The sequence below is a fragment of the Alphaproteobacteria bacterium genome (assembly GCA_040218575.1).
Taxonomy (GTDB): Bacteria; Pseudomonadota; Alphaproteobacteria; order JAVJRE01; family JAVJRE01; genus JAVJRE01.
Window position 1 is genome coordinate 368,583 of sequence record JAVJRE010000007.1, and the last position, 14,045, is coordinate 382,627.

The window sequence follows — 14,045 nt, forward strand, 5'->3', positions numbered from 1 at the left end:
CGCGGATGTGTGGCATTGCCGGCCTGATCGACCTTTCCGCGCGCAATGATGGCGCGCGGCTGGAGCGTCGCGCGCAACGCATGGCGGCGGCGCTGATCCATCGCGGTCCCGACAATGAAGGCCTGTGGAGCGACGCAGACGCCGCAATCGCCCTGTCTCACCGGCGCCTGTCCATCATCGACCTGACGCCCACGGGGCACCTGCCCATGGTATCGGCCGACGGTCGGGTGGCCCTGACCTACAACGGAGAGATCTACAATCATCGCGATCTGCGGGCCCGGCTTGCAGCGAACGGAACGCGGTTTCGCGGCACGTCGGACTCCGAAGTCCTGGTGGAGGCCATCGCCCAATGGGGCATAGAGACCGCGCTGGCCAGGATCAACGGCATGTTCGCCTTCGCCGCGTGGGACCGCGGGGCGCGCACGCTGACTCTCGCCCGCGACCATTTCGGGCAGAAGCCCTTGTACTGGCTGCAAAAGGACGGGCTGTTCCTTTTCGGCTCCGAGCTGCGAGCCCTGGAGGCCGCCGGCGGCTGGACGCCGGAGATCGATCCCGGCGCGGTCGCCGCCTTCATGCGCCACAACTACGTGCCGGCGCCCGGTACGATCTTCCGTCATGTCCGCAAGCTGATGCCGGGAACCTTCCTGACGGTCGCCGCCGACGGCCGGGCGGCGACGGAACGTCCCTACTGGTCGCTGGCCGATGTGGCGGCCGACGGCATCGCCCGTCCCGATCCGCGGCCGGTCGAGGCGCAGGCGGCGGCGCTCGACGCCCTGATCGGCGAGGTGGTGGCGGACTGCATGGTGAGCGACGTGCCCCTGGGCGTCTTTCTCTCCGGCGGCATCGATTCCTCCCTCGTCGCCGCGGCCATGACGCGAACGGGCGGCCCTGTCCGCTCCTTCAGCCTCGGCTTTTCCGAGTCCGGCTTCGATGAAGCGCCCCACGCCGCGGCCATCGCCCGTCACTTGGGGACCGACCATACGGAGCTCTATGTGGACGGCACGTCGGCCCTGGACGCCGTGCCGGCCATGGCCCGGGTCTATGACGAGCCCTTCGCCGACTCTTCGCAGATTCCCACGTGGCTCATCTCGCGGCTGGCCCGCCGCGACGTCACGGTGGCCCTGACCGGCGACGGCGGCGACGAGGTGTTCGCCGGCTACCGCCGCTACTGGTCGGCGCGCCGCATGTGGCGGCTTCTGGCGTCCGTGCCGCTGCCTGTCCGGCGGCTGGCGGCGCGCTTCGTCGGCCTGGTGCCGGAGCCCCTGTTCCGCGCCCTGGTCGGCCGGTTGAGCGACCACACGGCGGGGCCGCGCCGACGGCTGGACAGCCGGCGCACGGCGGCGGAGGTTCTGGCCACACCGGACCGCGAGGCGCTGTTCCGCCGCATCGTGTCGCACTGGAACGACCCATCCGAAATCGCCCCGGCGGCCGAAGCCCGTGGTCTGCTGTGGGATCGTGCGCTCGGCGAGCGGTTTGACGACTATGGCGACTGGATGCAGGTCATGGACAGCCTGACCTACCTGCCCGACGACATTCTGGTGAAGGTCGACCGGGCCGCCATGTCCGTCGCCCTGGAGACCCGCGTGCCGCTGCTCGACCGGCGGATTGTAGAAGCCGCATGGCGGCTGCCGCGGATCGCCAGGCTGGGCGCCGACAGCGGCAAGCTCATACTACGGACGATTCTCGCGCGGTATGTTCCGCCAGCGCTATTCGAACGGCCCAAGACCGGTTTCGGAATCCCCCTTGACCAGTGGCTTCGCGGCCCGCTGCGGGATTGGGCGGAATCGCTGCTGGATCCGACACGGTTGCGCGACGAGGGTTTGCTGAACGCCAATGCCGTTCGTGCGCTGTGCGATGCTCATATGAGCGAAGCCGCAAACCACGGCGCACGGCTGTGGACCATTCTCATGCTCAATGCCTGGCTGGACCAGCGACGCCAGGGCGCCAACGCCTGAAGGGCGCGCCGACGTCAGCCTACGGCGCCGGCAAAGTTTCTTCCGCAGACCCGGAAGGCTCAAGGCTAGCCCCCGGATCACTGTACAGTGGGCGCAAGCGGTCAGCATAAGGTTCGAGCGCGAGAACAATCCGATCTATGGCCTGCAACAGTTCCTGTTCCCGTTCAGGCGTAATCTGCTCAAGAACCTCTGCGAGCTGAATCAGCCTGTTGGACCAAAGTCTGGGCTCTGCCATCTGGGCCGCTGCTTCGCGCACCCTGGACTGAACCTCGCCGATGAATTGCGCCGCCGGCGCCACCACCGCCACCATTCCAACAAACACCACTGCCATCACGACCGGCAAAAACAACCATCGCCGCCTGGTCGGGCGCAAGCCAGTTGACTCGCCGCGCAAATCCCCCTCACCTCCGCCTGGCTGTGGAGGCGACAGACCCGCACGTTCATGGCGCTCAAGCAGCTCCGCGATCGAAACCTGCATTTGGCTATACAGAACATCCAGGGATTGACCCTCGAGGATCAATCGCAGTGTCGGGCACGCTAGAATGAAGGAGCCGTTGCGTTCCCGCATGATCAACGGGTAGCTGTATTTTGTCGATGAAGAAGTCGCACTGGTCATATAGCTTAACCTTTCTTGCTGCTGCCAATGACCGATAGGGGCAAGTCGTCGCCACACGGCATCCGTGGCAATATGCCCAGGAAGGGGTCGACGACACGACTGGTCATTGTTTGCCCAGACCGTGAAAGCGAGCGGGGGGTGACAGTGGCGACGACAGGCTGAACCTGCGTCTCACGCGGCAGTTTCAACTGAGCCGCGCCTCCGGATACTGTCATTTTCTGAAGAAGGCGCCCCACCTGGTAGCATCCTCCGGATGTTAATGCCGCCTGATGAAGTGAAACCAATGTTTCACCTTCCGCTTGACCTTGCTGCTGCCGATAGCCGTAGGTGACTGTTGCAACAGGAGTATCGTCCACGTGTCCGATCGACAAACCGACAGGATAAGTCCGGCTTGTTTCATCAAAGGGGCTCAGAAATGGCGGAAAGTCCCAATCCAGTTCCACGATAGCCCAGGCGGCGCGTTGGGACAGGTCTTCGGCGACCAAACGATGGTTCATCAGCGTCTCCGCGGCCAATCCCTTGGCCTGACGCACCAGTCCAACATTGTTGCAATTGTTGCTGTATGACCCGTGCCGTTCTTCATGCCGGGCAAGAACAGTGTGCAGACTGTTGGCAAAGAAACACACAAAATAGGCAGGTTGGCCGTAAGCGGGATTCTCCGTCCGGTCGGCAAACCATAGGGCCCGATCATCTCGGATCAGGCTGTAGCCATTATCATCCAATCGATATTCACCTTGGCCGATATGAGCGTCCAGATATGCCCATGAACCCGCAAGGTTCGAAAACGGCAGCGCGTAGGCGTTACTGACGACCGAGGCGCCGCGCAGCGGCGGTTCTCTCATCTGTTTGGCAAAAGCAAAGCTGTCCGGAGGAAGCCTGTCCACGTATCCAATCTGCAGCGAAAACCAGCTTGCTGTCAGCACCGCCGTGAGAACGGCGACAGCGGCCCCGGCGACGGCATTCGCCCAGAAACGCCGCAAGCCCATGTGATGACAGTAGATCCATGCCCGCCGAGCCAAGACTCCAGCCGACACTACCAGCATATAGAGACCAAAGGCCGCCAAAGGCGCCAAAAAGAACACATGAAACGGGGTGAAGCGCCACAGATAGCCAGAGTGCATATAGCCGGGCAGCAACCGGTATACGAGCGCAAAAGACACAAAACAACACAGCAACAGGAACACGAAAGTGCCGACATTTCCGGTCTTGAAGACCACCGGTCTCTCCGCACTCAGCAACCATTCCGTGGCGACAAATGCCGATACCATGACAACGGTCTTCCACGCGGCCACAGGCAACCCTGGCAGCAAGGCCTCATGCCAGAGAGGAGCGTAGCCAAGGTCAAACAGACTCGGTATTGCCCACAGATAGGCTGCCGCTGCGAGCAGAAACCAGGCTCCGGATATGCAACTCTGGCCCCGCGCCATTCTCCTGCCATACACGGCCGCCACAACGCTGACTGCTCCGAGCGCTAGGTGCGCTAACATGAGCAGGACCAGACTATCGCTGCGAACTGTCGCATTGAGCCAAGCCGACGGTCCCAGCCACAGAGTCCGCAAGAACATAAAAAATGCCAGCGCGAGAATGATCAAATTAGTTATGCGCGCCTCGCCAGAGGCATTCACTGATCGGGAATACCTCCACCGCAGCAGCGCAGCGACTCCGGCCAGCAGAAGCAGCAACACACATGCCAGGATGGAGGACAGTGGGGCCAAGATGACAAGCCCGAAACCAACACCAAACAGTACCACCTGCGCTGGCTCTACACCTCTGTTGGACGGCTGATTGACCGCCGACAGGGATTCTGGCGATGTGAACCGCCAGAGCGCCAGAAGACCTGCCACAGCGGGGAGCAAAAGCGATGTAGCCAGAACCGGCGTATAGATCTGATATCCCCAGCGAAAGAATGACTGGAAGAAGGCGTCCAGCCGGAGGAGCGGCCTAGAGTCAACAAAGTTGAAGAACGTCGCGATGTTATGGGTCTCCAGAAAAGCCCTGAGTTCAGCGATTCTGGCAGACTCGGCACCAAAGTTGCGGACCGTGAATGTCAGTCGCAGGTCCTGAAGAAAGCCTTCCCATCCCAAATATCCGACGAGCTGCGCAAGGACGATTCCAACGCCGACAAGAGCCCCCGTCACCTGACTGGCCCAGACCAGAGCGAGGCGCTTTGACCGCCGCCACAGCAGCACGGCGGCAAAAAGGCCGGTCGCGACCATGACAAATCCAGCGAACGCGATTTCGTAATAGGCAAGACACAGGTTGATCAGAAAAATCGCAACATACCAGCCATGGGAAGGTCGCATGGCGGCCGCCTGCTGCACACAGACAAAGGCAGCGAAGAAAAACGCCGTATGCCACACGCGGTAAGTGACAAGCTGCCAGTGGCCGAACAGGAGATAGTCCGTCAGCAGCAGAATACAGGCGGCCAATGCATATCCCGATGACAGAATACGGCTGAAGAAATGATAGGCCAGCATGATCGAGCCTAGTCCGACCGTGTAGGTCGTGACGATAATCTGGGCCTCAATCGAGCGCGCGCCTAGGCTGAACAGGACGAAGGCATATAGGCGCGGCCAGTTTCCCTGGTGAGTGTGAACAACGGGATGGGCGGCGGCAAAAGGACTGGCGGCCTCATCCGCCAGTCCTTTGCTGTCTGCGAGGCTGAAGTGGAAGAGATTGTAGGCATGGATCAGAGAGGAGAAGGACTCATTGTTGTCCAGGACGTAGGGGATGAAATCACCGGCGATCAACAGCCAGGCCGATAGCGTGAAATATGCCGCCACGACAATCGACCAGCCGTACCAGTATCCAAGTTCGGAACGTCCGGCCAGGCGGAGCCAGGTTTCGCTTGCTGTTAAACGCATGGCACTACCACTCGGCTTCGTCGGCCAAGGGAACCATTTTCGATCTCATGAAAAAACCGGCGCCCGCAATCGAGACCGGTTGATAAGCAGCCAGAGCGGATAGGCGTCGTAGGGAGCCAGAAGCTCGAGCCTCAGCACGGCATCAGGATCAAACAAGGCCATGGCCCGGCCTTCCCTAAGGGTGAGGCCGTCAATCTCATCCAGACACAGATTGAGGCTGTAGAACGTGCGCGAATGGGTGGGCAAGCCGTGCGGAAGCTCGAAACGGCTGCGGGAGAGGAAACTTGGCGTCCGCCGGCCAATCTGCAGGCCCAGCTCCTCATGCAGTTCCCGACCCAGGGTCGCCAGGTCGCTTTCGCCTTTCTCGACGGCGCCGCCAAAACAGCACCAATAACCGGGATAGAGGATATGGGGGTTGGTGTCGCGTTGCTGCAGCAGATACCGTCCGTCCTCTGTCTGGATTACCGCCGCGATCGAATCCTCCAGAGTCAGCGCCGAGTCCGAGTATAACAGGCTTTTCGTCATTGCAGCATTTCGTAATTCTCTGTCCGGCGGACGACGCCGAAGTTGATACACGAGGCTCACGGGAAAGCAAGAATAAGTGCCAGGGAATATATGTGGTCCGCGGGCTTGGCCGAGACCGAATCCGCCTCCGTCCGAGAACAATAGGAGACTCACGCGCGCAGGCTTTTCACGGAAAGACCCGGCGTACCCGCCCCGCCTCCACCACCGCAGCCCTCTCCTGCCGGCCCCTCACACCGGCGCGGCGATGCTTGGCCGGAAGCGGCCTCTATGGCATACAGAGGTCCTCCAGTCATTTGTGAGGAGCCGCACCCTGGCTACAGACAAAGAGAGGCAAGTTGAACGGCCTTCCGGCACACGCGAGCCTCAGTACCACATCCTTCAGGACCGCGAGGCGCACCATGGAAGGGAACGTCTCGGCCTGATGGTCAATCAGGCGTGGTATGACGATCCCAAACGCCTGACGTTCACATTTGCCCGATACAAGTTTGTCGCCAAGATGCTGGCCGGTTCTGATCGTGTCCTTGAGGTCGGCTGCGGCGACGCCTTTGCCAGCCGGATCGTGCAGCAGGAAGTCAGCCGCCTGTTTGTGACCGATTTCGATCCACTCTTCATCCAGGACGTTCGCGATCGAACCGTGCAGGGTTGGGAGCTTGCCGGCGCCTTCGTCCACGACATGCTGGCCGGGCCTGTCCAGGGCACCTACGATGCCATGTATGCGCTGGATGTTCTGGAGCACATTGCGCCAGACGACGAAGCGGCCTTTCTAACAAATATGATAGCCGGCCTGACGCAGCACGGAACGTTGATTATCGGCATGCCAAGCCTGGAAAGTCAGGATTACGCCTCGCCACAAAGCAAGGCGGGGCATGTCAATTGTCAGTCAATGCCGGACCTGCGAACAGGCATGCAGCGATTTTTTCACAACGTGTTCATGTTCGCCATGAACGATGAAGTCCTCCACACCGGCTACCACAAGATGGCCCACTACCTGATTGCGGTGTGTTGCGGCAAGAAGGAATAGGGCCTCGCCTTCTCTCCTACGGGTTGGCCTTCTGCAAGTCGCGCACAGCGTTATAGTACATAGCCGTCACCGGGTCCGCGTTCTGACGCTCGACGGACGGATGCATCCTACCTTCCAGAGTGCGGGCCTGCCACCACCACGAACCGGCCGCCCCATAGCCCACGACAATCAAGGCCGTCACGACGACCGGCGCAACGGACCAGACAGCATGGCGGGCGTGCAGCCAGTTGACGGCGGCGCAGGACAGGCCCAGAAGCACGACGCTAAAGGCCAGAACAATCATCCGGGCGGCAAGCTGCAAATAGACCGATTGCGGACCCCACGGATTGTCGGTCGCCGAGATCGCATAGGCGACCATCGCCGTCGGCACCAAAACTATTGTGGCAATGGCCGCGGTAAAGCTGTCGCTTTTCCAAACGGGAATCTGGCCCATGCGCGGCGCCACCCAGCGGCTTGCCAGACGACAGGCGACAACGCCGACGGTCACAACCCCGGCGAAGAACCAGCCGGCGTTGGTATCCGCAAGAATGCTCCACTGGCTCAGGCTGAACAGAAGCAGCCCAGCGACGGCCATGGGCACGATAAGACGGTAGTCTACCTGACGGGGCCGCATCAGCAGGTCCATCATCAGAAAGGCCGCCAGGAGCAGGCCGCCCAATGAAATGTGGAACGCCATCGTAGTGAACAGCAGGACATAGGCCCATCTGGCTTGCCCCGCCCAACGCAGGGACAATGCAGCAAGCATTACGAGCGCCAGGGATGATTTGGGCCAGAAGCCAAGCGGACTAAAAGCCTCTCCGGGCGACAGAACGAGCACACCCAGATTGATCAGATTATGGAGCGGCGAAGGGTGAATCATCAGGTGGTCGCTTGGCGACGGCCCCACCGGCAGTGCGGCCAAAGCCATCACTGAAACCGTCAGGGCCACGGGGGCGACAAGCGACCGAGCGCGACAGAACCCGACCATGGCGATGGCGAGCCCGAGCAGGAACGCCGCGGTGTGAGCGGCCAGTACCGCCTGGGTAAGGCCCCCGGTCAGCTGGGCGAAAAAATAGGACGACAGGCTGATGACCGGATAGTTGGTCGCCGAAGCCTCGCGGCGGACGATCTCATAGGCTTCTCCGGCCGCAAGATCGGCATGCGCCGCGATCGCCGCCTGAGCCGCCGAGGGCTCGAACAGCCGATATCCGAGCCAATGGACATAAAAAATATCTGCCTTGCCGGTCACGCCGACCGAAAGGAAGAACAGAACCGCCGCGATGACGGTCAGCGGTATGAGAATTAAGAGCAGCCTGTTGAGGCCACGCTCCGAGGACTCACGCCGTGAGAAGCGAGCACCCTGCCCTGGATTAGATGTCACGACCCACCGCCCTCTCTCTTGATACGTGTTCGCCAATACAGGTGGCGTGACAGGACCTCCCAGCCATCCGGCAGCCTTAGCTTCCAAAACAGAAACGCCAGGGCGCTGCGTCGTCCCCGACGAACGAGCCAGCGAAGCATTCTTCGATCCGCATCCGACGGCGCGATCAGCACGTCGGCCAAGCGATCTGCCGCGTCAGGCCTGGAAAAATCGATGCCTGTTGCGGCCTGATAGCGATGACGCCGCTCAAATCGCGCGACATACGCGGCGGAAAACAAGTCGCCGTACTCCTCCTGCATAATCCGGGCCGCCGCAGACCTTATTCCATGCATCATATCCGGATTGGCATGCGTCCGCGCCGCGTATCCGGATGTCAGCCGCCATACAGCCAAAGGCTTGGGCGTAAAACAGGCTCCGTACTTCGCAGAAAGCTGACGGTAAAGGAAATTGTCGGAGAAGCTGTGCAGCTCTGGACGCAAACCGCCAAATGCAAGGGCCTTCTCGCGATTGAGGATACAGGTGTTGCCCATAAACCAGGAATCGCACCAGATCATCTTTCTACGGGCTCGCCCAGGCGAAAGATATCCCGATCTCCGCAGCGGTCGCGTTGTAGGGAGAATTGTCAGGCGTCCATGCCTTGCGATCAACGACAGCGCGGACCACAAACCGGCCCCCGGATGCCCGGCCAGAACCCGTGCGGCAGTAGCGAGCATTTCAGGCAGCAGCCAATCGTCTGCAGCGGCAAACAGAACCCATTGTCCCGTGGCTCGCTCCAACCCACGGTTGATATTGCCGACCGCTCCCAGGTTTGTGGCGTTTCTCTCCAGCCGAATACACGAATGGCGCTGGCGATATTCGTCCGCCACGGCATAGGAACTGTCGGTTGAAGCATCGTCCAGTACAAAAATCTCGTCGGGAACGACGCTCTGATCCAGAATTGCGTCCAGGCACTCAGCCAAGTATTCGCCATGATTAAAGCACGGGACAACGACACTCAGCCGCCCCAAGTCAGGCGTGATTGATGACCAGGTCATTCTATTTTCTTCGATATATCGCATCGTTTCTTTGTGGAATTAGAATATGTGATGCGCTAACTGGCATGCGCGAGACCCGATACTGAGGTTGAACCCGTTTGCGGCTGGCGAAATATAGGAACAACTTAGGTGATGGGCAAACTTAATCACGGAATAATCCGAAGGATTCCGTGCTATAGACCGCCCGATTGACTATGGGTCCTGCCAGCCTGCGCCGCACGCAGGTCAACACAAACGATCGCTCCGCGACCGATCCGGATAGAGGTGTCACACGATGTCACATGCCGCCACCTATTTTTCGCAAGCCGCCGAGATCGCCACGCGAATCGATACGGCCGCAATTGAGTCCATGGCCACGGCTCTGGCTCAGCTTCGCCAAGACGGCGGCCGACTCTTTTTCCTCGGTGTTGGCGGGAGTGCGGGCAACTGCAGTCACGCCGTGAATGATTTTCGCAAGCTGTGCAATATAGAGGCCTATGCGCCAACGGATAACGTCTCCGAACTGACGGCGCGAACCAACGACGAGGGTTGGGAAACGGTCTTTTCCGCCTGGCTCGCCACCAGTCGATTCCGGTCGGAAGACGCGGTGTTCATATTTTCGGTTGGCGGCGGCGACGCCCAGCGCAACATCAGCACGAACCTGATCCACGCCATCGATTTCGTAAAGTCCCGGGGAGGAACCGTGTTCGGGATCGTCGGGCGCGAAGGCGGCTATACGCACCAGATGGGCGATCACGTCGTGGTCGTGCCATCGATTGACGGGACGCTCATTACCCCCCATTCCGAAGCGTTTCAGGCGGTCATCTGGCATGGCCTGGTGTCCCACCCCACCCTGCAGGTCAAGGAAACCAAATGGCCATGAACCGGTCCGCTCCGCGGCGGATTTAGGCTCTTCCAGAGGCCGGCGCCGGGATGGACGCTATGGCCGCCTGTTGACAGGGGCGACGGCGGTGCAGACCGGGGCCGGCGGCGCCCCATCGGATCGCGACAGCCACCGCGGCCATTAGCCAGCGGAAAAACGGGGCGTTTCGGCATACCGCCCGCTGGCCCGCCTCTGGGTCGTGAAAAGCGGCTCACAGGCCTTGCTTGCCGCGCCCGGTGGTTGATAATAAACGGACAGAATGACGCGCCAAACGCCCGCCTTGGCTGTGCGCCCAAAGCCAATCCGGCGCCCGCGAGAGCCGGCAACCGACCCTGCCCCACAGGACCGACAGCCCGACCAGGTCAGATGCCGTCAGAAATCGCCGCCGTATTCCTGGACCGGGACGGAGTCCTGAACCACAGCATCGTGCGGGGCGGCAAACCCTACGCGCCCCGTCGTCTGACCGATTTTCGGCTCGTGCCCGGAACCCGTGAGGCCGTCAGAAGGCTCAAGGACGCCGGATTCCGGCTCGTCGTGGTGACGAATCAGCCTGACATAGGGAATGGCGTTCTCAAGGCAACCGTTGTAAACGCTATGCATCAACGCCTCGCAGACTGGCTGCCGCTGGACGGAATTGAAATGTGCCCTCACCCTGCCTCGCTGGGATGCGACTGCCGCAAACCCAAAGACGGAATGCTGCGGCGTGCGGCGGCCAGATTCGGCATCTCCCTGACATCCAGCTACATGATCGGCGACCGCGCCTCTGACATTGTCGCCGGGCAAAGTGCGGGGTGTTATTCGATCTTCCTCGACCGGTCCTATGGCGAACCCCGGCCCGAGTCTCCCGATCATGTCGCCCTTAACCTGGCCGACGCGGTGGACCATGTGCTCCACAGAGAGGGCTGTATAGCCGCGTAGCAGAGCAGTTGGGCCAGGCGGCGCATATCGGCCGCGCTCGCTCCCTCCACAACGCAGCCAGGGCGACAGGCGTCCGAAAGGAGAACGAAATGGCAGGGTTGGACGAACTCAAGGTCAAGATATTTGCGGATGGCGCAGACCTGGAAGAAATACGCCGGCTCTACAGCACGAATCCCCTGATCAAGGGCTATACGACCAACCCCACCCTGATGCGGAAAGCGGGTATTGACGACTATGAGCGCTTTGGTCGCGCTGCTTTGGCCGCCGTGCCGGACCGTCCCGTATCCCTGGAGGTTTTCGCCGACGAACTGGACGAAATGGTGGCTCAAGGACTGACCATCGCGTCCTGGGGCAAGAACGCGAACGTAAAGGTCCCAGTGATGAACACCAAGGGCACGTATTGCGGCCCGGCGATCGCACGTCTCGCGCAGGGCGGCGTGTTGGTCAATGTCACGGCCATCATGACCGCCGCGCAGGTAAAGGCTGTCGCCAGGGACCTGAATCCCGAAGTGCCTGCAATCGTCTCGGTTTTTGCGGGCCGGATCGCCGATGCCGGGATCGACCCTGAAACGGTGATGCGCGACTGCAAGAATGCGCTTGAAGGCCATCCCCAGGCTGAACTTTTGTGGGCCAGCCCCCGGGAAGTCTTCAACATCTTTCAAGCGGACAAGGTCGGATGTGGCATTATCACCGTCAGCAACGACATCCTGGCCAAGCTGGGCACGGTTGGAAAAGACCTGGACGAATATTCCCTGGAAACCGTAAAAATGTTCCACCGGGACGCTACCGCCGCCGGCTACGACATACGTGTTGCCGAATCGGCGACCGCTGAATAGCCTGCCACCCTTCTCTTCTCATTCTCAATCCTGGCGCAGGAGTGATTCCGACCTATGACCAACATTCTCGTGACGGGCGGAGCCGGATACGTCGGCAGCGTCCTGGTACCGCAGCTGCTTGACCTGGGTCATCGAATCACGGTCTACGACACCTTGTATTTCGGCGACTATTTTCTGCCCAAGGATAATCCGAACCTGACCGTCATCCAGGGCGATATCCGAAACACGGCCCACCTGGAAAGGGCCCTTGCCGGCATCGACGTCGTCTTTAACCTCGCCTGCATTTCAAATGACGCAACCTTCGAACTGGACGAGGCGCTCAGCACTTCGATCAACCTTCACGCGTTTGAACCCATGGTGAAGGCGGCTAAGGCCGCCGGGGTGAAGCGTTTCATTTATGCTTCGTCCAGTTCGGTTTACGGCGTCTCCGACGCACCGGACGTGACCGAGGACCATCCCCTCGTTCCACTGACCTTGTACAATAAATACAAAGGCATGTGTGAACCGCTTTTGTTCAAGCACACGACACCGGATTTTGTTGGCGTCGTGTTTCGCCCGGCGACTGTGTGCGGCTTTGCGCCACGCCAGCGACTCGATCTGTCGGTCAATATACTGACCAATCACGCAATCAATGCCGGCAAGATCACCGTATTTGGCGGAAGCCAGCTTCGGCCCAATCTCCACATCCAGGACTATGTGGACCTCTGCAAGCTGCTGCTGACGGCGCCTTCCGAGAAAATCGCCGATGAGATCTTCAATTGCGGCTATCAGAATATGAGCATCATGGACATTGCCCATCTGGTGAAACGCGTTGTCATGGAAGAGTTTCCCGAGAAAGGCGAAATTCCCATCGTCACCACTCCGAGCAATGATGACCGTTCATACCACATCAATTCCGACAAGATTTTTCGCCAGCTCGGTTTCCGCCCAAGCCATTCCATTGAGGAAGCAGTCCGCGATTTGTGTCGCGCCTTTCGAGATGGGCTATTGCCCAACAGCCTCGATGACGAGCGCTACTACAACATCCGTGTTCTGAAGGCGAAGAAAGCCGCATGACGACGTCTCCTGTCGCGGTCGTCACTGGGGGCGCCGGCTTCATCGGTAGCCATATGGTCGATCTCCTTCTCGCACGCGGGTTCCGTGTGCGCGTGATCGACAATATGTCGGGCGGCCATGAGAGCAATCTGGCCCACCACGACGGCAATGCGAACCTGTCCCTTGCCCGGCAGGACATTCTGGGCCTGAAGGCGGGCGACTCTCTGTTCGAAGGCGTTCGCTACGTTTTCCATTTCGCCGGAATTGGCGATATCGTGCCGTCAATCGAGAAGCCGTGCGCCTATATGGACGTCAATGTCCAGGGGACGGTCTGCGTGCTGGAGTGCGCCCGCGCCGCCCAGGTCGACAAGCTGGTCTATGCGGCATCGTCCTCATGCTATGGGCTTGCGGACACGCCGACCACGGAAGACCACCCCATCCGCCCGATGTATCCCTATGCTCTGTCCAAGTATATGGGCGAGCAGGCCGTCTTTCACTGGCATCAGGTCTATGGACTGCCGGCCAATTCCATACGGATCTTCAATGCCTATGGCCCCCGTGTTCGGACGACGGGGGCTTATGGCGCGGTGTTTGGTGTTTTTCTTCGCCAGAAGCTGGGCGGCAAGCCGTTCACCGTCGTCGGCGACGGCACCCAAAGCCGCGATTTCATCTATGTATCCGACGTGGCTGGCGCATTTCTTGCGGCGGCCGAGAGCCCTGTGAACGGGCGGTATTGGAACCTTGGCGGCGGGAATCCCCAGACCATCAACCGCCTGGTTGAACTGTTGGGCGGCGAAGTGGTTTATGTCCCCTCTCGTCCCGGAGAACCAGACTGCACGTGGGCGGACATCTCCACCATCCAATCCGACCTGGAATGGCGGCCCACGGTCAGTTTCGAGCAGGGGGTCAGCAACATGCTGTCAGAAATTCAGCGATGGAAGAACGCACCCTTGTGGGATCCACAGTCGATCGCCGAAGCAACAAAGACCTGGTTCACCTATATGGCGCGGAGTTGACGG

At 60.4% G+C, this 14,045-nt stretch carries 12 protein-coding genes; 7 read left to right on the top strand and 5 right to left on the bottom strand.

Going from position 1 to position 14,045, the window contains the following annotated elements; all coding sequences use genetic code 11:
- Window positions 1–5 precede the first annotated feature (5 nt).
- Window positions 6–1,955, top strand: coding sequence for an asparagine synthase (glutamine-hydrolyzing) (asnB, locus tag RIE31_11170; protein MEQ8641143.1), 1,950 nt, complete (start codon window positions 6–8; stop codon window positions 1,953–1,955).
- A gap of 19 nt (window positions 1,956–1,974) precedes the next feature.
- Here the strand turns inward: asnB and RIE31_11175 are convergent, their stop codons facing one another.
- Genes RIE31_11175 through RIE31_11185 form a run of 3 tightly spaced genes read right to left on the bottom strand, consistent with a single transcriptional unit; the run spans window position 1,975 to window position 5,960 of the window.
- A complete protein-coding gene (locus RIE31_11175) occupies window positions 1,975–2,571 on the bottom strand; it encodes a hypothetical protein (protein ID MEQ8641144.1) in 597 nt (198 codons plus the stop codon).
- A gap of 5 nt (window positions 2,572–2,576) precedes the next feature.
- The gene (locus RIE31_11180) at window positions 2,577–5,435 is read right to left on the bottom strand and encodes a hypothetical protein (GenBank protein ID MEQ8641145.1); all 2,859 of its coding nucleotides are present in this window, start codon (window positions 5,433–5,435) and stop codon (window positions 2,577–2,579) included.
- A gap of 45 nt (window positions 5,436–5,480) precedes the next feature.
- Complete coding sequence (locus tag RIE31_11185) at window positions 5,481–5,960, bottom strand: NUDIX domain-containing protein (GenBank protein MEQ8641146.1); 480 nt, start codon at window positions 5,958–5,960, stop codon at window positions 5,481–5,483.
- Between the two features lie 421 nt (window positions 5,961–6,381).
- Here RIE31_11185 and RIE31_11190 point away from each other — a divergent pair, with 421 nt between their 5' ends.
- Window positions 6,382–6,981 (top strand): class I SAM-dependent methyltransferase, encoded by a 600-nt coding sequence (locus tag RIE31_11190; protein MEQ8641147.1) that lies wholly within the window; start codon window positions 6,382–6,384, stop codon window positions 6,979–6,981.
- A gap of 16 nt (window positions 6,982–6,997) precedes the next feature.
- Here RIE31_11190 and RIE31_11195 read toward each other — a convergent pair whose 3' ends face one another.
- Window positions 6,998–8,341: a hypothetical protein gene (locus tag RIE31_11195; GenBank protein MEQ8641148.1), complete on the bottom strand. Its 1,344-nt coding sequence runs from the start codon at window positions 8,339–8,341 to the stop codon at window positions 6,998–7,000.
- Entirely contained in the window at window positions 8,338–9,375 is a 1,038-nt protein-coding gene (locus RIE31_11200; GenBank protein ID MEQ8641149.1) for a glycosyltransferase family A protein, read from the bottom strand. Before RIE31_11200 ends, RIE31_11195 begins: the two co-directional genes overlap by 4 nt.
- Before the next feature lie 274 nt (window positions 9,376–9,649).
- Here RIE31_11200 and RIE31_11205 point away from each other — a divergent pair, with 274 nt between their 5' ends.
- From RIE31_11205 to RIE31_11225, 5 genes are all read left to right on the top strand, one after another.
- A complete protein-coding gene (locus RIE31_11205; protein MEQ8641150.1) occupies window positions 9,650–10,237 on the top strand; it encodes an SIS domain-containing protein in 588 nt (195 codons plus the stop codon).
- 366 nt (window positions 10,238–10,603) lie between these two features.
- A complete protein-coding gene (locus RIE31_11210; protein MEQ8641151.1) occupies window positions 10,604–11,155 on the top strand; it encodes an HAD family hydrolase in 552 nt (183 codons plus the stop codon).
- Between the two features lie 89 nt (window positions 11,156–11,244).
- The gene (locus RIE31_11215) at window positions 11,245–11,991 is read left to right on the top strand and encodes a transaldolase (GenBank protein MEQ8641152.1); all 747 of its coding nucleotides are present in this window, start codon (window positions 11,245–11,247) and stop codon (window positions 11,989–11,991) included.
- Window positions 11,992–12,045: 54 nt separating this feature from the next.
- Window positions 12,046–13,047: an SDR family oxidoreductase gene (locus RIE31_11220; protein MEQ8641153.1), complete on the top strand. Its 1,002-nt coding sequence runs from the start codon at window positions 12,046–12,048 to the stop codon at window positions 13,045–13,047.
- Window positions 13,044–14,042, top strand: a complete 999-nt coding sequence (locus RIE31_11225; GenBank protein ID MEQ8641154.1) for a GDP-mannose 4,6-dehydratase — start codon at window positions 13,044–13,046, stop codon at window positions 14,040–14,042. Before RIE31_11220 ends, RIE31_11225 begins: the two co-directional genes overlap by 4 nt.
- Window positions 14,043–14,045: the final 3 nt, after the last annotated feature.